This window comes from Peribacillus sp. BM1 (assembly GCF_056679975.1).
Map to the genome: position 1 here is coordinate 712332 of NZ_CM155259.1, position 20400 is coordinate 732731.

General features: G+C 36.2%; 9 protein-coding genes. 2 read left to right on the forward strand and 7 right to left on the reverse strand.

Going from position 1 to position 20400, the window contains the following annotated elements; all coding sequences use genetic code 11:
• Nucleotides 1–115 precede the first annotated feature (115 nt).
• From AC1MGI_RS03520 to AC1MGI_RS03535, 4 genes are all read right to left on the reverse strand, one after another.
• Nucleotides 116–1393, reverse strand: coding sequence for an S-layer homology domain-containing protein (locus tag AC1MGI_RS03520; protein ID WP_480348571.1), 1278 nt, complete (start codon nucleotides 1391–1393; stop codon nucleotides 116–118).
• Nucleotides 1394–1730: 337 nt separating this feature from the next.
• The gene (locus AC1MGI_RS03525) at nucleotides 1731–4532 is read right to left on the reverse strand and encodes a carboxypeptidase regulatory-like domain-containing protein (protein ID WP_480348573.1); all 2802 of its coding nucleotides are present in this window, start codon (nucleotides 4530–4532) and stop codon (nucleotides 1731–1733) included.
• Nucleotides 4533–5248: 716 nt separating this feature from the next.
• Nucleotides 5249–8992, reverse strand: coding sequence for an endonuclease (locus AC1MGI_RS03530; RefSeq protein WP_480348574.1), 3744 nt, complete (start codon nucleotides 8990–8992; stop codon nucleotides 5249–5251).
• A gap of 486 nt (nucleotides 8993–9478) precedes the next feature.
• A complete protein-coding gene (locus tag AC1MGI_RS03535) occupies nucleotides 9479–11149 on the reverse strand; it encodes an S-layer homology domain-containing protein (protein WP_480348575.1) in 1671 nt (556 codons plus the stop codon).
• A gap of 316 nt (nucleotides 11150–11465) precedes the next feature.
• On the opposite strand from AC1MGI_RS03535, the gene AC1MGI_RS03540 reads away from it, so the two are divergent.
• Nucleotides 11466–13655 (forward strand): choice-of-anchor I family protein, encoded by a 2190-nt coding sequence (locus AC1MGI_RS03540; RefSeq protein WP_480348577.1) that lies wholly within the window; start codon nucleotides 11466–11468, stop codon nucleotides 13653–13655.
• A gap of 353 nt (nucleotides 13656–14008) precedes the next feature.
• Here the strand turns inward: AC1MGI_RS03540 and AC1MGI_RS03545 are convergent, their stop codons facing one another.
• Nucleotides 14009–15625 carry a polysaccharide deacetylase family protein gene (locus AC1MGI_RS03545; protein ID WP_480348579.1) on the reverse strand — a complete coding sequence of 539 codons (1617 nt, stop codon included), beginning with the start codon at nucleotides 15623–15625 and terminating at the stop codon, nucleotides 14009–14011.
• A 468-nt stretch (nucleotides 15626–16093) separates the two neighbouring features.
• Between AC1MGI_RS03545 and AC1MGI_RS03550 the strand changes: the two genes are divergently transcribed.
• Nucleotides 16094–17182, forward strand: a complete 1089-nt coding sequence (locus tag AC1MGI_RS03550) for an acyltransferase family protein (RefSeq protein WP_480348580.1) — start codon at nucleotides 16094–16096, stop codon at nucleotides 17180–17182.
• Between the two features lie 44 nt (nucleotides 17183–17226).
• Here AC1MGI_RS03550 and AC1MGI_RS03555 read toward each other — a convergent pair whose 3' ends face one another.
• Both AC1MGI_RS03555 and AC1MGI_RS03560 read right to left on the reverse strand, forming a co-directional pair.
• Complete coding sequence (locus tag AC1MGI_RS03555) at nucleotides 17227–18426, reverse strand: DHHW family protein (RefSeq protein WP_480348582.1); 1200 nt, start codon at nucleotides 18424–18426, stop codon at nucleotides 17227–17229.
• 15 nt (nucleotides 18427–18441) lie between these two features.
• Nucleotides 18442–19860 carry an MBOAT family O-acyltransferase gene (locus tag AC1MGI_RS03560; RefSeq protein ID WP_480348584.1) on the reverse strand — a complete coding sequence of 473 codons (1419 nt, stop codon included), beginning with the start codon at nucleotides 19858–19860 and terminating at the stop codon, nucleotides 18442–18444.
• Nucleotides 19861–20400: the final 540 nt, after the last annotated feature.

The window sequence follows — 20400 nt, forward strand, 5'->3', positions numbered from 1 at the left end:
TATATGCTTAATGTTTCATTTAAGTAAGATGCTTTATTTAAATGAAAAAACAGATAGCCAAAATAGGATATTTATTTAAAATCATCCGAGCATTGACCATGGGCACCAATCAAAGTTATTTATTAGCAATCATTGCTTGAACTCTTGCCAATACAACGGCAAACTGAGCTCGGTTGGTTGGATTATTTACACCGAATGTACCATTAGTATGACCCGTCATAAGTCTGTTATCAGTAACGGCATTAATATAAGGTGTTGCCCAGAAGGATGCAGTGATATCCTTATAAGAAGGAAGCGAATCATCACCTTTTAATTGAAATCTAATAGTAAGAACTTTAGCCATTTGTGCACGAGTTAACGGTGAATTCGGGTTAAAATATTCAGCTTTTGTAAATACACCTGCTTCTACAAGTTTTGCAATGGCCATATAAGCAGGATGGGTTTCAGGTACATCTTTGAATCCAGGGTTAGCAGGGATTGATTTAGTCATTGGAATGCTGTTATATAGGAGGCCCGCCACCTCTGCTCTTGTAATCGCCTTTTCAGGATAGATATTTCCTTTTTCATCTACATTGAATAACTTGTTTTCCAAGAGCAGGTTCAATTCCTTTTCAGCCCAATGCCCTTTAGGTAGGTCTTTTGCCGTTATCTTAGCCTTTGTCATTGTTTCTATTAAAGCATCACTCATTAATTTATAACCTTCTCGGTTCGGGTGAATATTCGACGGGTTTGGAAGAAATCTCTTTGTATCGTCACCAAATTTATCATAGATGGACACAAATGTAGCACCTTGAGAGGTTGCTAATTGGATTGTTTGATTAAGCGTTTTTGTCAATTCAATAAGTTGAGGCTTTTGCTCATCAGAAAGGTATGGGAAAGGAAAATAATAACCCATGACATAAACAGATGCATTTGGATTAAGTTGTTTGATCGTTTGTAGAATCATTGTGTAGTTCTTAGCAAGGGTTTCAAGAGTAGACTTTACAGCAGTTGGATCCATGATGAGGATATTTTTCTCTGGGTCTATCTTTGCAATTTTCAATAAGTCATTAGCACCAGCAGAAATCGTAATAATATTGGATTGTTTAATAGCTTCTCTTAAATCAGATTTGGTTGCTAAATCATCCAATACATCCTGCGTTCTGTCACCAGGAACAGCAAACCCTTTTGAATACGAACCTAACATATTTTTCATCTTAAAGTATTCAGCAGCTATATCGGAATATCCAATACTGATCCCATTCTCAGGCGTCACACCTGCCGCTAACGAATCCCCTAATGATAAATAACGGATTGGTTCAACACCAATTGCTGATACAGATGGGGTGACCAATCCCAATAGTAAAACAAAAACCAATACCAAACTCCATGTACACTTTTTTAAACTTTTCATCAATTTACTCCCACTCTCCTTTTCATCTTGTATTCTCGTATATGTAAACCTAGGTCTTCATTTTATATGTAAATCAACCACTTGTAAATTAAGAATTTTCATAATATTAAATATATTTATTTCAACTATAATTCCACTTAAACCCTATCTTGAATCTACTATTAGGATGGACATCACCAAAGAGGATGACCCTGATTCTAGATAAATATTAAATTACCTTTGTTTTTTATAAGGATGTGATTCCCCATAAACTATATGAAAAAAGAGAGGTAGATAACCATATGAATGGCCCTCTACCTCTCCTTCATTTTCTAGATGTCACAATGTGCACATCACATTATTGAAGTGGAGACAATTGAATGACAGGAACTGTAAGATCTTTTCCTGCAACTGTTAGTTCACGTGCAGCAACTACATTGCCATTGTGATAAACAGCTAGTGTATATTTACCATCCACTAATGCTAATTCTGCAGTTCCATTAGTTGTTGTGAATACATCTTTCATTGAACCGTCTTCGTTGAATACAACTACATAAGCACCATCAACGTTTGCATTTGATTTATCCACTACACGGAAATTAACTTTACTTTGTGCAGCTACTTCATCTACTACGATGACAAGCTTACCAGCTTCACCTGTTGCTAGAGTTGCAGTCGTTTTTACATCAACAAACTTATCAGAAGCAACGTCTACTGCAAGATTATATGTTCCGGCAGATAGGTTTTTGATTGTTACCGAATCTGTTGTACTTGAAGCTTCTTCCCAAACACCGTATTCTGGAGATGTCGGATCCACATAAGCGTCAGTTAAATCAAATCCTTTACTTGCAACATTCACGGGTTGTCCTTTACCATCTACTACACTAATTTTTAGAGTAGCATTTCCACCTGAAGTTAGGTTATAGTTGGCTTTCGTTAAGTTTTTCCCTGCTTCAATCGTTTGAGTCGTTTTCAATGTTTCAATTCCAGATCCACGTACAACTACATCGTACGTTCCAGCTTTTAGACCTGATAAGCTATAAGATCCTGTAGCAGTAACTGTAGCGTTCGCAACTTCTTCACCGTCTTGGTCGTAATAAGTAACTGTTGCATTTTTTGCCGCAGAAAGAGACCCACTTAAACGAGCAAATCCTGAAACGTTACCAGTTGTTACAACCTTTTCCAATGATAGAGTAGTATCTGTGTTTTGATTTTTAGAAATCGCTACTTTAGAAGCTAAAGAATTCTCAATGAAAGTATCTGCTGAAGCACTTACAGTATAATCACCTGCTGGGATTCCAGTAAATGAGTACTCTCCATCTGCATCAGTTGTTACAGTAGCAACAATGTTGCCAGAAGCGTTCACTAATTTTACCTCAGAACCTTTAATTCCTGTTGTACCATCGTTCACTACCCCGTTTAATGCTCCTGCAGGCATAGCTCTTCCTTCAAACGTTTCATTACCATCAACGGTAATAGCAAACTCCTTCGCCACTACATAATCTCCAGAAAGTTTTACCGTATAAGAGCCAGGTGCAATTCGATCAAATGAGAAAGCTAATGCTGCATCATTGTTTCCTTCTACTCCAGCAACTGTTTTTGTTGCAATTACTGTTTTTCCACTTAATAATTCTAATGTGTATTCTGCTGTATCAGCATCAGTTGTATTTGCTCCAAATACATCACTTAATGATTCAGTACCGATAGTTGCTGCAATTGTGTTTCCTTTTTCAAGTTTTACATTATGAGTAGCATTTGTTCCTTCTACTACATTAAACTCTGTATAAGAAACAGCAGAAGAAGCATGGTCAACTACTATATTATACGTACCACCTACTAATTTAACACCAGCTACACTGTAAAGCCCATTTGCATCTGTTTTATCTGAACCAACTTTAACTCCATTCACATCATAAATGGAAACATTTGCATTCTTCATTTTAGCTCCAGATGCATCCGTAACAGTCCCAGCAATATCCATCGCTGCAATTGCATCAAGTTTGATTCCTTTTAATGAATTGACTACTTTTTGATCATCTAAAGTAATAGTTTGAACAAAATCTTTAAATCCAACTTTACTTACAGTTTGGCGGTATTCTGTACCTAGGATTAAGTCTGGGTCAGCATCACTTTGTCCAATACTGTAAGCTCCCAACTTCGTTGAAGCTGCTGCTACTGCTTCCCAAGTACCTGTTTTATCATTATATTTTTCAAGAGTTACTGAAGCTTTATCAACTGCAGCTCCTGTTTCACTATCAATGACCATACCAGAAACTTCAATTTTAGAAGTATCAATTTTTGCATCTACGATATCTTTGTTAAGAGTAGATACTTGTTCTTCTAAAACTTTAACGTCTGATACTGTAACTGTTTCAAATCCTTTTGCTTGGATCGTAACTTTTTGTGTACCAGGTTGAACGTTTAGTAGTTTATAGTAACCCTTCGCGTTCGTGATAGCTGTTTTTCCTCCCACAGTTACTTTCGCACCCACTACAGGAACACCTGCGTCAAAAACGAATCCAGCAACACCTGAAGAAATAGTCTCAGCATTTTCAATTGCACGGATCATGAATGAAGCAAATTGAGCACGATTAATATTGTTTAATGGGTTAAATTGAGCTACGTTTGTAATTCCATTTTCAGAAAGAATGTTAATGTTTTCACGGTGAACTTCCCAAGCTGTAGCGTTATCTGTCACAGCTGAAGTTTTGTCAGCAAGATCTTCTAATCCGAATAAACGAACTAGCACAGACGCCATTTCTTGACGAGTAATGCTTTTGTATGGATTGAAAGCGCCGTTTGAACCATTGAATACACCAGCAGCACGAACAACTAGAGCCGATTCAGCAAGCTCAGCATTTTCTTTAGCAGATACGTCTGTGAATTGTTTAGTTCCAGTCGTATCAACATCTCCAAGGTAACGAGCAATGATGATTGCTACTTGACCACGAGTGATATCATTGTAAGGCATAAACATGCCGTCTTTTCCTTTGATTAATCCAAGTTTTACTGCCTTTTCAATATTAGATGCATGAGTGTCGTTTGCATCTACATCCGGGAATGTACTTGATGCACTTGCCACTGGTGCAACAGCAGATGCTACCAATGCAACAGTTGCTGCACTTGTTAAAAATTTACGCATATTTGAATTCTTACTCATTATGTAGTTCCCCCTATATATAAATACCAAGATAGTAATATGGTAGTAAAAGTATGGATATAGTGAACCTTATTTACCTTTACTGACAAAATTTATACTAACACGTATGTTATTTTTATTAATAGAGGATAAACATGGTATGGAATGAGAATTTATCCACAAAAGAAGGATTATTATGCAATTTCGCTCCTATTTATTGGTTATTATTGTAATAAAAAAACTATAAATCCACAACTTACTAGACGATTCCCAGAAAGAAGGCACTTTTCAAGACATTGTGACTAGCAGATGCCCCTCTTCACATTATATCTATAGGACTCTAAGGGTCACTTTTTTCAAATAGAAATAGCCCTAATTCCTTAATAAGATATAGAGCATCAATAATGAAAAGGAAGAGATTCGTCCAACTACAACTATTATCTCTATAAAACTTTCAACAAACTTTGTGAAGTGGCTTCTCAATTGCTCTTTTTTGTTCATAGATGTTTTGAGGTCGTGAAAGTAATATAGAGGCATTCTTCGTGAATTCCTTAGTCTCCCATCCACATCCATCGCTTCCAAACTACTCGGTTCTATGAATCTCTCTCATTACGGAACAACTAAAGGGCGGGTATATGACCTATCGTTTGAAGAGGAATAGTTCGGTACAGGGGGGTGGATTAATTATCGACTACTTCAGATCAAACATTAAAAACCTCTGCAGGAAATCTGCAGAGTCAGCTTGCTTTTTCTAGATTAGATTGAGCACTACCCCAAATTTCTTCCGCCCATTCTGGGTGGTCGACGAATGGATTACGGTTGTGTTGCCATTTTTCATAAATTACGTCGTTTCGATGCTTCTCGAAGTCATCGACTGGATCAAGTTCATTCCATTCCAGTAGTGTAGAAAGCTTGCCGTGCAAAGGCTTTGGATAAGTATTGACTGTATCTGATAGCTCTAAATCAAGCTCTCCATTCCCTTCATAACGAACAGCCATGTAAAATAGCATACGTGCAATGTCACCTTTTACGTTGGTTGGTGGTTCCCATGAGTCTGAGTCGTAATAGCAAGCGCATCCTGAATATTTAGCTCCACCATTGTCGAAATCAAGATGGCCTCTCGCGCTATTTACTTGCACATCTGTCGGACGAAGGTGATGCACGTCTGTCCCTGGTCCTTTACTTGTTCCAAAGTTACCATGTGATTTGGCCCAAACATGCTCCCGATTCCATTGTCCCACATTGCCACCATTTGCATTTTTTGAAATCGACTTTCCTGAATATAGCAGTATTACGTTGTTTGGATTATTCGGATCCTGGTCTGTGTCTTTTAAAGCATCCCATACTTGAGTATAAGATAATTGCGTATGACCCTTAATAATATGGTGTAAAGTCGTTTTTAATTCTGAACCGGTTTTGCCTGCTGCATTTTGATAATATGGTTCAATTGTCTGTACACTAGATACTGTCAGAGAAAACCTAGTCGTCATTTCCGCTTGATGATCCGTTGCTTTAACTGCAACAAGATACGTTCCAGCTTCATTTGTCGGAAGCGTTAAGATGGACCCATCAACCGTACCAATGCTAGTTGAAAAAGTTAGAGGATCTCCATCAGGATCCATAAAATGCTCACTTAAATCAATGGTAACCTTTGAACCTACTTGAACTTCAACATTTTCGAAGTTTTTTGAGACAATTGGCGCCTGATTTACTTTAGGAGCGAAAGGAGAAGGAATTTCCTCCCCTTTTGAATTGTAAAACTTAATGCTATTTGCATCAACGCCCTCTTTTAATGTCCATTTCTGAACGTTTTGAGCACCTATTATTTCTTTTACTTTGCTATTTTCAATGATTACTTCTTTTACTTCCGCTCCACTAAAATCAACAAAGATATCGTTTACCTTTGAGCTAATCGTTACAGTAGCATTCTTTAATCCCGCCCCTTGTAAAGTAGCTGAATTCTTAAGCTGAATTCCATCTTTAACAATTGCATCAGCTTCTACATGAACTAGGGAGTCTTCTGCGTCGACTACTAGTTTCTTCGTTTTAGAACCAACAATATTGTAAATCTTTTGTACAGGCTCTTTCCCTTTTAAGTCTGTTTGGATTAATACTGGGTCGTGGTCACTTGCTCGTCCATGCTGTTCCATAAAGGATGAGTTAATGTGAACAATATCGACTTCTGTATAAGCTGCCATATTATTGGAGACAAGGATATGATCAAGTACTTGTGAGTTGCCTTGATATGTGTAAGAATAACGATTCTTGAACGGTACCTTTTCAATCATATTTGTTAACTCGTCACCTTTTAACGTGTTAAGTGGTGCCGAGAATTCAAAATCATTGAAGTCGCCAAGTAAAACAACATTTGCTTTTGAATCTTGGGCTTTGATGTCTTTTACAAAATTATTGACGATCGCTGCAATTTTCATTCTTTGTACTTCACTTGATAGGACTGGTGGTTGGTTTTTACCAAATAAAGGTTGGTCGCCACCTTTAGAGTTAAAATGGTTTGCGACAACGATAACTTCTCGCCCTTGGAATTTAAATTGGGCTGCTAATGGTTTTCTGCTTGATTGGAAAGCTTCATTAGTAGAATCAATTCTGCCTGGATTTAATGTAAGTTTGCCTTTTTTATACGATACAGATTCAGTTGCACTGCCTGACTTTTCTGACGTTAGTTTTACGCGATCTGGATTATATAAGAAGCCGACACGGATGTTTCCACCTGGTGCGCCACCATCTTTTTTATCAACAGGCGCCACATCAATATATTGATACTTTGGCCCGCCAAGTGCTTTAATTTTGTCGGTTAAAACCTTTGCACTTTCAGTCGCATTCGTAATCCCGCTATCTATATCACCATCATTATCTTGCATTTCAGTTAATCCGATAACATCAGGCTCTTTCAGATTCGTAATAATCGATTCTGCTATTTTTTGCACTTTTGAATCAGGCGTTTTTGTTGAAAAATTCTCGACATTATATGAAGCAATGGATAGTTTCTTATGGTCCTTTTTCAATGAAGTCACTTCACGTGCCGTTTTTCCGTCCACTAGAGCTGGTAACTGATCTTTGTTCGTTAAAATTTTATAGTTGCTAAAGCTATAGCTAACTACACCGGTAACCGATCCATTGAAAGAATCACCTGTTTTGACAACATAGTCTTTATCATTGATTAAAAGATGCATTCTTTCAGGGTTCGCGTCCGTTTCTGTATACTTTAATCCACCAGCTGTCGTGTTTGTTGGCAGATTGCCTGGGATAACGACAAGTTCACCATATTGTTGAGGTGCTGCAATTTTTGGGTTTTCAATTTCTACGAGCATTCCTTCTAAACTTTCGTAAAAATCGATTCCATCCACTTCTGGATTAAAAACGGACAGTCCGTCGCTATCAATTTTTTCTATCGGCAAGATTCGATCTTTTCCAATCACGACTGGCTTCGGTAAAGCTTGTCCACTTGCCATAGTCGTAATGGAAGCTGCGTTAATTTCTGTAACGGATAAATCTGTTGTTGCTTTATCCGCATATCCTGCAAGAACAAATTCCTTTACTTGACCACTAACTTTAACCATATCACCTACTTTTAGCTGATGTGCCTTTTTATAGATTAATATCCCTTCAGATGTTCGGTCATTGTTATCAGGCTGTTGGTCTTGCATGTAGAAATTATTAGCATCTACAACATAAGTAATAATCCCTTCAATATCTGTTACATTTTGATCTTTATAAGGTGAATCGTGTTCTGCACCTTGAATGTCATGAATTCGCGTTTGACCTTTTTGAATCGTATAAGTAAAAGTAGATACAGGACTCTGTACCTCATTTTTACTAGCAAAGGCTTTAATGGTTACATCTTTCGTTACAACAATGGGTTCATTGTACAGTTTGCTGTTTGTAGTTGGTTCTTGGCCATCGGTTGTGTAAAAAATACTTGCGCCTATTGTTGCTGTGGATAAGCTAACCTTCGTCCCAGCCGCTACATCCCCAGAAGATATACTAGCTTCTACAGCAGTAACTTGAGATGGATTTTCTTCATTTCCCTCAACAAATTCCATAGCAGTTGGAGACTTTAACCCTGGCAAACTGTTGTATGTAGCCAAAGTTCCTGTAATTTTCACCTTTTCCCCCAGTTTACTAGGGTTTGAGTGCAAGCCGAATGCAGCACGATACGCTGCTGGAAGCTGAACTGAAATGACTTTATCGATGCTTGTTTCATCAATACTGTCTGCTATAACAAAATTGTAATCATCTCTAAATTTACTAGGATCACTCGTAATTGATTTACTTCCCATCGTATATCCAACAATATAACCTTGAACCGTTTCCGTTCCTGTATTATTGGCAATCGCTTCTGCCACTGTAATCGATTCAGCAGCTTCTGCCTTAAACCCAGTTGTTGGAATAAACATACTTATGATTAAAGCGAAAACTAATGTAAGATTAAATAGTCTTTTTAAGCCCATCCGTTGTTTCATTTTATCCGCTCCAGCTTATTATTTTTTCCATACCGAAAGAATACATCTTCTGCATCAATTATGCTTTTGGATTTTACATACTCCCTCCTTCCCAACTATGACTCTTTCGACCACAACATCTAAATCTGTAAGTATGACATCGGTATACTCGTAATGGCTTTCTATTCGCGTTGAATGTGGCCTCCCCATCAGTAGGGTCACTTTATATTTATTTCCCCAGGAAAAATATATCATCACTATGTAAACAGAGTATTAATTTTTGTTAAATTGAGGAAATATGACCATATTACATCATAAATATTAATTCAATACAGGAGGGAAGTCTGAGGTTGGTGAGACTTTTCAGAGTTTGGTGCAATTCTTTATTTATCTCCATTAATTTAAAGAATTTCTCTTAATCTAGTAGTCTTCATTGTACTAATCATGCAACTAAAAAAAGTCATGGATGCGTAACCAGCAAGCCATGACTCTTTTCATAGTATTTAATTACTTCCTAAACTCCTCACTTAAGATCCGTGTGAAAAATGCAGAAAACTGTGCTCTTGTTACAGAATTATTTGGTTTGAATGTGTTATCGCTATAAATATTAGTAATATTATTTGCTGCCAAAGCTTGAACATACTTCAATGTAGTCGGATTGCTTACATCAGTAATTTTTCCATTGTAAGTACCCGTTAAGTTATAAGCACGCACTAAAGCCATTGCCATATCGCCTCGGTTTAAGGCGCTATTTGGATTGAAATTCGTTGATTTAGGGAAAATACCCGCATTCGTTACAGCTGCAATTTCCTTGTAAGCATGAAATGAAGTAGGGACATCTTTATAACCAGGATTAGAAATATTATTCACATTCAAGTTCAATGCTCTGCTAATCATGATTGCTGCTTGCGCTCTTGTTACATTATTATTAGGTTTAAATGTGTTATTGTTATATCCACTAATTATACTTTTATTGTAAAGGAAAGTAATCTCGTTATAACCCCAGAAATCAACATTTACATCTTGGAACTTTCTGGAGGATAGTACGAAACTATATGGCTTCTTCCTTGCTGATGTATAGTCTGAGATTTTCAGGTAGTAAGTGCCAGCTTTGAATCCCATCGTCTCAGTAGTATTTCCTGTTGCGAATGAACCGTAATCCGTGCGGAAGCTATATAGTCTATCTCCTTTATCGGTATAAACTTCAGCATACCAAGAAGCATCTTTCGAATTCGGCATGCTTAAAGAATAGTTTCCAAGTTTACTTACTTTGAATTGATAATAATCAGAATCACTATAAGAACCTATAACACCTTGATACTTATAGTTGTATTGAATTAGATCTGCTTCTAGAAAGGAGTTATTTTTTTCTTGTTCAAAAAAACTACTTTGATCGTATCGAATATCCAGTGAATAAGGCACCTTCCTTGCTGAACTATAACTATTTATCTTGATATAATATGTTCCAGCAGGTAAGCCAATTTGATCGATTGTATTACCTGTAGCAAACGATCCGTAATTTGTTGAAAAGCTATTTAATTCCTTCCCTGCGCTATCATAAATTGTATTTTCCCAAGATGAAGTAACAGAGTTCGGCATGCTCATAAAAAGATTTCCTGGTTTACTTAGTATGACTTTATAGTAATCTGAATCATTATAAAACTGCAGCGACCCTTTATATGTATTATTTACATTTGCTAAAGTAGCTGTCGTTACATCGTTATTGGGTTCCTGCTCATACAAGTTACTAGCAACAAAGCCAGCAATAAATGAATAGGATACATTAGTTGCGCTTGTATAATTGTTTATCTTGATATAGTATGTTCCAGCTGATAAACCTACCTGGTCATTTGTTTTACCTGTAGCAAATGAACCATATGTTGTATTAAAGTTATTTAACTCGTTTCCTTTGCTATCGTATACACTAATTTCCCAAGATGAATTAGTCGTGTTTGGCATACTAATTGTTAAATTACCTGGCTTATTAACAGTAAAGCTGTAATAATCATTATCATTATACTCGGATAGAGTACCAAAGTATTCCTGATTTACCGTAATGGGTGTCGCTTGCTGAATTGTATTATTTGGTTCAACTTCATAATTGGACGCAGCAAGGATATGTCCTCCTCCAATCACTGCATTCATTAAAACGAAGAAAAATACTACTTTCTTAAACATCTTCTTCCTCCTAGTCACTATTATTTTCATCATGACTATTATACTACCAAAAAGGGTATATATGTTATTTAATTTGACTTTTTTGGTACCATTGGATCTATTTAATATTTTTGGATACTTAAACCAATCACTAAAATTATATTGTCCCGTTAGAAACTCTTCTATTTAGATAGCATTCGATAAATTCCTTATCATTTCTTTAACTGCACATCCCCAAATAAACCTTCTAATAAAAATTTAAAAATTCTTAACACTGCATTAACAAATTATAGTTAAAATTTACTAGAATCAAAAAAAAACCTTCGGAGGTATTGCAGTGAATGTAAAGAAAGCGTTGGTCACGGGTATTGCGGCAGCTGGAATTCTATTTTCAGCTGGACAACCATATAACGTGTTAGCTGAACAGCCACCTTTTTTCCAATATAAAGGAGATAATCTACCAGTTACGCAAATTGCACAATACGATAGCCTTTCTGGTGAGGGCGGTACGGAAATTTTAGCTTATGATGAGAAGTTGAATCGGGCCTTTGTAACAAATGGAGTAGAGTCTGGAATGGATATTCTATCATTTGAAGCGTTAAAATCCGGAAAATTCACGAATGTAAAATCAATAAATCGGATCTTATTAAAGGATTTTGGAATTAAAAATGTAAAAGATATTACGAGTGTAGCTGTTCACCCAACAGATAATTTAGTAGCCTTATCTGTTGTAAGTGATCCTAAAACGGATCCAGGCTATATCGTGCTGTTAACAAAGGATGGTACATATATTACAAAAGTCTTGGTAGGCTCTTTACCAGATATGGTAGCTTTCACCCCAGATGGAACGAAGCTTTTATCTGCAAATGAAGGTGAACCAAGTGATGATTATTCTGTGGATCCTGAAGGAACGATTTCGATTATTGATCTAACAGCTGGCCTTGAAAAGTTGACTGCAAACACATTGTCTTTTAATGATGTCGAAATCGATGATCAAGTGCGATTAAGTTCAAAAGGTACAGTCACACAGCAGCTTGAACCAGAATATATAACGATTACACCAGACAGTAAGCGGGCTTACGTTTCTCTTCAAGAAAACAATGCAATCGCTACTCTAAATCTTGAAACCAACACGATTATGCATGTAAAAGGGCTTGGAATCAAAGATCATTCAGTTCCAGGTAACCAATTAGACGGAAAAAGAAATAATAAAACAGAATTAGAAAACCTTCCGCTTCTTGGATTTTATATGCCCGATGCAATTGATACTTTTTCTATAGGTGGAAAAGCCTATATTGTAACACCAAATGAGGGAGATGCTCGTGATTATGAAGCCTATTCTGAAGAAGCGAGCATTGGAGACATAAAGGATAAAATTAAATTAAATGCAGACCTTTATGGGGGCTATACCCAAGAGGAGCTTGATCAATTAGTTGCTGACGGTCTTCTCAATGAACTAGCCAAAACAAAAATTACATTAGAAAACGGTTTAAAAGATGGAAAATATGAAGCCCTATATTCCTACGGAGGTCGCAGCTTCTCCATTTTTGACGCTGAAACCCTGGAACTCGTTTATGACAGCGGGCATGATCTTGAGCAAATAACATCTGAAGCAATGCCAGAGTTTTTTAATACCGATAACGGGGAAATCGCCTATGATAAACGAAGTTCAGCAAAAGGGCCAGAACCAGAAACGGTTGTAACGGGTGTAATTGATAACGTCACGTATGCATTTATTGCTCTTGAACGCGTTAGCGGAATCATGGTGTACGACTTAACCAATCCCAAAAAGCCTGAATTCACTACACTCATTTCAAGTCGCGATTTCAGTGAGGATGTCAAAGGTGATGTATCTCCTGAAGGATTGAGATTCATTCCAGCCGAAACAAGCCCAACTGGAAATCCATTACTTGCAGCCACACACGAAGTATCAGGCACAGTAGCCGTTTATGAGTTTGGCGGAAAAGATGTCATGAAGCCTTATAAATTTTTAGATGCAGACAAAACTCATTGGGCTTATGAATACATTAACGACCTCTATCAACAAGATATTATTAATGGAGTATCAGAAACAAGCTTTGCTCCTCAAAAAAATACAACAAGGGCTCAATTTGCTGTTATGCTTTCTCGCACTCTAGCATTACAAACTACTTCTAAAGATAAAGAATTCAAAGATGCTCCAGATTGGGCTGAAAAAGAAATCCAAGCACTATTTGAAGCAAAAATCATCACAGGAAAAGAAAATGGAGATTTCGCTCCTAACGAAATAGTTACAAGAGAACACATGGCTGCCATGCTCATACGTGCTTATGAATATAAAATGAGCACCAGTATTGAAGTAGCAAAGGAAAAGGTATACCAAGATTCCGAATTCATTAGTGAGTTTGCTAAAGAAAATGTACAAAAAGTGAATCAGCTTGGAATTATGCAAGGAAAAGCGAATAATACGTTTGCCCCAAAAGACGCATCTACCCGTGCCCAAGCAGCAAAGGTACTTTCTTTATTATCAAAAAAGATTAATGAATAATGAATAGAGTATATTAAATGACAAAACCCCGAATATTGGACAAAGTCCAATATTCGGGGTTCGTTTTATTCTACCGCTATAGCCGCTGTTAATAAACCAGAGTCCTCGACCCCTTTGTAGCGAATATCTATTTCGAGGGTGATTTTGTTCAATGACGCCGGTAAAGAATCGTGACGAGATGCGCCCTTGTGCTCTACGCGGTGAAATTCCCCTTGCTCGTCTGAAATGTGAAAGTGCTGCAACTAAACAGGCCTTTGACCTCAAGGGCTTAGGCTACTTGGGCTGGATGCGGACAAACAAATGAATTTATCCACATAATAAATTTCGTATAGTACGCTAAACTCCCTAGTATCTTATGATTCTACTATTTCTATAAACTCCGACAAGCTGGTACTTTGATATATTCCATATCGTTTTAATTGAAGTACGTCATCTCCAACATTGACCGGCCCTCTAATCGTTGTAACAGCACTATTGAAACCTAATTTCTTCAATAACATAATCGTGCTATCGTTATAATGACCAAACGGATATGCAAATGAATTTGCATGTAAAATGGATTTGTTTAAACGAATATCAGCTTCCACAACAGCCAAAGGCTTTGTTATCACATCAGATTTATTATGGATATCTAGATTATGAAGATTATGTGTGTGGGCTTGATAGACAAATACATCCCCCATATTTTTTATATCTTCATTTGAAAAAAATTGTAACTTTTTAGGGTTAAACAGTTCGGTAGGGTGGTTATTCCGGCTTGTGATCACATATTCTGTTGCCTTCATCCCATATTGTCTTAATATAGGATATGCATTTTCCCGAACAGAAACTAGACCATCATCAAAGGTAATTACTGTTGCTTTAGCAGGAAGGTTGATTTTCCCTTTTACATATTTCTCTAAGTCATCCATTGATACCGTTTCAAAACTTTGTTTGTGAAGGTATTCCATTTCTTTTGAAAATTGCTCGCTTGTAATTGTTGTGCTGACCCCTTTGTATACACCAAGATCCTTTTCGTCAAGAATGTGATGATACATGAGAATAGAAATGCCCTTATCTACTTTTACACTCGAACTGTGAACATATCCATAACGCCCGCCAATATCAAGCATGAACCAATTGCCACTTTTCATGATATAAGGATACCGGTGGTTTTCTTTCAACGTAGCAAATGGAACTAAGGATCCACTCGTATTATCATACACCGGAATATTGTCATATAATGGTACAAAATTCTTATTGGTCGATTTATAAGCTGAACTACTATTTTTATAATTGATAGTCTTGACTTGCTCAACACTAGCTTTCGATAAATAAGCATAAGAATTCGCCCATTTTACCTTCCACCAATTAGCTCCTTCCTGCTTTACTATCTCCAGTTGCTGTCCTTTAACCAATTTCCCAATTTCATCTAAATATCCTCTTCGATTATCATATAAAGGGGTATCTTTATTCGCTTTAATATAGATTTTTGTTGTTGCCGCGGGGCTGTTGGGTACAGGATTCTTTGTATCAGATTTCACTAGATTCGCCTGAGCATTGTGAATATAACCCAAACGGCCATCTATATCTACTAAATACCAATTTCCGCTTATTGAAATAACTGGGTAATTCTGTCCCTCTTTAATCACTGCAAATTGTACTAGCTTTCCAGTTGTATTGTCATATACAGGAACGTCTACCCTCATAGTAATTTTTGTCGACGAATTTGTATATTTCTTATTCCCATTTATATAGTTAGCAGAAGCAATGGGGAATACGTTTCCCTTTACTATATAAGCATCGTACCCGCCAAAATCAATTTGCCACCAATTTGCCCCATAGTCCTTTTTCACCTTGAATTGTTGGCCCTTCGTTAAATAACCTACAATCTCAAGGTTTCCTTTTCTTGAATCGTATACAGGAGTTTGATCTTTTTGCACTTCTACAAATTCAGTAGCCGCATATGTGTAGTGCGGATTAATAAACATAAAACACCACACAAAGATTATTCCCTGTACCACTAAGATAATTTTCCTATTCATTTTTATTCCTTTCAATCAATGTTAGTATCTAATTCACTATATTTTTTCCTCTTATATCTACATTTTACTACAAATTACCAGCTTTAAAAGTGTTCTTTCAAAACTTATACTAAAAATGACACTACACATTACTTTATACCTATTTATTCTTCTAATATAATCTCATTTTCTAAGTAAAAACCAAAAAAACGAATAGACATACTAACATCGGATAAAAGAGGAATATACTGCTATAGATCGCCGAAAGCTCTATTAAAATACCTACTTTTTAAAGGAATTATTAACAAATAGAAGAATAGCATATTAGAATTTCCAGTTTATTGGATGGTGCCTGACACCTTATTTCTTTAAATCGAAGTATATTTAAGGGTATTCTAATAAGAGAGTGAATGACCAAGGAGGGATTTCAAAAAAGTGAGTAAACCTGTTGTGGAAGAAATATATTATATTCGTGTAATTGCTTGTCTCAGTGTGGTTATGATTCACGCCATTACGATGGTTACGGGAAACTTCGAACTTCCTGAAAAGACAATTACTTTCTATAGAACTATTCAAATGTTGCTTCTTTTCGCAACACCTATCTTTATTTTAATTTCTGAATTTTTATTAGCTTATTCATACTCTAACCAGATTCCTAAGGGGTTCTTTAAAAAACGCTTTATGTTCATATTGATTCCCTATCTTTCATTGTCAATTATATATGCACTAGTTGATAAAGTAATCTCAGGACCGTCAATACTTGGTATCTTAAAACTTACCTATAAACACATTTTTCTTGCAAGCTGGCATGGATATTTCATTCTGATCATTTTCCAGTTTTATATACTTCATTATATTTTCGTGAAATTTTTACAAAGAACCCCTGCATCCATTGTTTTATCTGTTACTTTCATTATCAATGCAGGGTACCTTTACTTCTTTACATTTGTGCCACCACTAGAGGGCATTAATCACTTTTGGTACGACAACTCAAGATTACCCTTTTTAGGATGGCTGTTTTATTTTTCTTTAGCCTATTACTGTGGGAGATATATACAGGGATTTAGAATTCTATTAAATAAATATAAATATTGGGTAGGAGCATTCTTGTTCGGCTCCGCAAGTTATGTTCTATATTTATATTTTTCTGGCACATTAACATGGGTATCATCTAAGCGTTTTGATATGTTATTCTATACAGTCGCTGTATTTTTATCCCTTTTTTACACTTGTCAGAAAATAAAACATTTACCTAAACCCGTTCTATTTCTCAGTAAGTATTCATTTGCTATATATCTTCTTCACCCAATGGTGCAATATCTCTTGAATTTATTTCTGCCCGATACTATTCATATTGGACTGTACACAATCTTAGTTTTCTCTACAGGAGTGGCAGGTTCAATCTTTTTGGCCTATGTGATTCATAAATTGCCACTCGGACATTTTTTCGTTGGAAAAATAAATACAGTACGATCTTCTGCCTCAGATAAATTGAAAAAAAGTGAGCGAACACTATCCGTATAATCTTTGTAACCGCTAGTTTCAATAACTAGCGGCTACATCTATATCTATTCAATTTCAACACCTAGACCACTTTCATAAATTTCTCCAAATAAATTGGAGTTATTGTAGAACATAAGCAGCATATCGACCTTTTCCCTTTCAGTAAAGGCCAACACGCTTTCTTCTTTGAAATAACGCAGATCTATAATTGTTGTTTTACGAAAATGTTGAGCTAAAAAAGGTTGGATAGGGTTCGCATAAGAATCCTTTAATACAAGAAGATGTAAATTATTGTTCACTTTCTTATTTTCAAATTCAATGATTGGATAGTCCGATGTAAACAAATTCGTATAACGAATAACCTTCTGATTTAATCCTGTACCGTAAATGTGTGATAATTCTTTGCTCGCATTTCCTAATCTATCTTTTGCAGCAACCGTAATCTGCTCCATCGGTGGCACGTAATAACAGAGGTTCTCTCCTTTTGCCGAAACAAGTTGATACAGTTGCTGATTTAAGCTACCTAAGTAATCTTTTCCACGTAAACAGGATTTTGTTAAAGAGGCTTCTTCCAACGGCCGCTCATCAAACACTGGTGATTCCTCAGCCATCGATTGGATGGTTCGTTTGTAAGCTTCAAATGCCCCTTCGATATTCCAGTGATGATCTGTTTTAAAATAAAACTCACTTAATTGATCGTTCGAAAAACTTTCAAGAAATTGTTTTTGCATATCAATGACGTGAATGGATTTTGGTCGATTTTGAATAAAATATTTTGTATTATCATACCCATAAATATGATCAAAGTAAGGCGGAATTAAGTGCAGTAATATATTTGATTTATGAGGAACAAGTGACATAAACACCTCTGTTTGAGGAGGGATCTGTTCCATGAATTTTTCTAAATATTTAACAGTACGATCAATTTTACTCATACGGAATTCTTCTGCGGGCGGTGTAAATAACCATCCATTTTCCCCTACCACAACATTATTCACTTTTATTTTTTGTTGCTTCAATTCAGTATTCGTATATGCATGAACAAACTGATCCCGGCCGTAGAACTGATCAGTAAAATACGTCTCAAATTCCTTAAAAAACTCACCTGACAAGATCGTATGTCTACTTATCTCAGGGAATTTAGCCAGCGTACGATTTTCTATCACTGAAATTGTACGATCAGGGGTAAGGATGCTCATGATTAAAAATCCAAAAATAATGACAAAAAAGCCGCCAATCATTATCACCTTATTTATTTTATTCACCTGGTTCCCTCCCTTCTAAAATCTAAAATAAATAAATGGATTATATGTAGAATTAACAAGCATCATGACAGAAATAAGAAAAATTGTAATGTAGGTGATTGGAGACAGTACATGTGCAACAACTGAATACCATTTAGTTGAATTAGCTGGAAGGAGCATACTGATCCATTTTACGACCGGCATTGAAAATACAAGTCCTGTAACCAATACGAGCCAGTAATCATGTAGCATTCGTTTACCTTCTAAACTCCACCATGGTGATTCTCCTAGGCCAAACATCGTTTGTACATATTCAAAGGAGTACGAAAAGGAGTCCGCTCGAAAAAATACCCACCCAATCAGAAAAATTAAAATGACATATAGATGACGAATGGGTCTCCACCAACTAGACAGCCATTTCATTAAAAAAGCTTTCTCCAGCATAATGATGACACCGTAATAAACTCCCCACACGATAAATGTCCAACTTGCACCGTGCCACAAGCCTGTTAGCATCCAAACTATAAACAAATTCACATACACACGCCAAGAGGAAACACGGTTACCACCTAAAGGAATATACACGTAATCTCTAAACCAACTTCCTAATGTTATATGCCACCTTCTCCAAAACTCAGAAATTGAGGTGGATATGTAAGGATAATTAAAGTTTGGCGGGAAATGAAAGCCAAACATTCTCCCTAGCCCAATAGCCATTTGTGAATATCCCGAAAAATCAAAGTAGATTTGTAGCGAATAAGCGATAATGCCAATCCACAAAAGAGTAACACTTGATCCAGCAATATCCTTAGTAAAGACATCATCCGCAACAGTTGCTAATTGATTAGCAATCAATACTTTTTTCGCTAAGCCAATAATGAATATTTTAATTCCTTCTACTAATGCATTGGAATCAACTGTTCGTCGTTTAAGCTCTATCGCGATTAAATTATACCGTACAATCGGACCCGCAACGAGTTGTGGGAACAAAGCTATGTATAAAGCTAAATCTAAAAGACTCCTTTGCGCCTTTACTTCTTTTCGATAGACATCAATTAAATAAGATATTGCTTGAAACGTATAAAAAGAAATTCCTATTGGTAACTTCACATCTCCAACCGATAGGGACAAGTCGAACCACTGATTTATACTCTCAATTAAAAAATGAATATATTTATAATAAAAAAGAATGGTCAAATTCACCAAAATCCCTGTTGTTAACCAAAAGCGACGGATTGAAAGTCTAGATCCTCTTTGTTCAATCAACAAACCAAATGCATAGTTCATAACAATTGAAACCATCATTAATAGAACAAGTTTTGGCTCGCCCCATGCATAAAAAAACAAACTAAATAACAGTAGGCATACATTTTTAAATCTTGGATTTATAATATAGTAGAAAAAAAGTACAAGTGGCAAAAAAACGAATATAAAAACTAAATTACTAAAGACCAAGGGATCCTTCTCCTTTTTAATAAAGTACAATCAAACGTTGACTATAACATAAGAATCAATCAAAAAAGTATCATTCAACATTATATCACGACACAAATATACCAGCTGTTAGGTCTAGTTCTCTCTCTTTTACTATTTTTTATACCCATATACGTATTCTCCGTATCACACAAAGTCCATCCATTATTCGGGATTCCGTCGTATTCTCCCAATATAGCTGCTATTAATAATTCCTTGACAAATATCCAACCATGAAGATCAACAGCCCTAGCCCTTAGAACAAACATACAAGCGATTATTAAGGAACTTCATTAAGATCCGACACGTTCTATGTAAATCCGAGGGGAAGGCATTTTGCGCTAGACATCAAAACTCTTTACAAAAAAGGCTGCCCTATAATGAAAGGGTCACTATATTTCGTTTATATGAAGTGTATATGACACAATAAACGGTGTATAGAGTGTGAAGGCAGACCCCTTGGGACAACCTGTCATGATTCTACTATTTTTATAAACTCCGACAAGCTGGTACTTTGATAAA

Excerpts from the sequence above, each read along its gene's own strand:
- AC1MGI_RS03535 (WP_480348575.1), bottom strand. The coding sequence starts at position 11,149 with ATGTTTAAGAAAGTAGTATTTTTCTTCGTTTTAATGAATGCAGTGATT.
- AC1MGI_RS03545 (WP_480348579.1), bottom strand. The coding sequence starts at position 15,625 with ATGTTTATTAATCCGCACTACACATATGCGGCTACTGAATTTGTAGAA.
- AC1MGI_RS03520 (WP_480348571.1), bottom strand. The coding sequence starts at position 1,393 with ATGAAAAGTTTAAAAAAGTGTACATGGAGTTTGGTATTGGTTTTTGTT.
- AC1MGI_RS03525 (WP_480348573.1), bottom strand. The coding sequence starts at position 4,532 with ATGAGTAAGAATTCAAATATGCGTAAATTTTTAACAAGTGCAGCAACT.
- AC1MGI_RS03530 (WP_480348574.1), bottom strand. The coding sequence starts at position 8,992 with ATGAAACAACGGATGGGCTTAAAAAGACTATTTAATCTTACATTAGTT.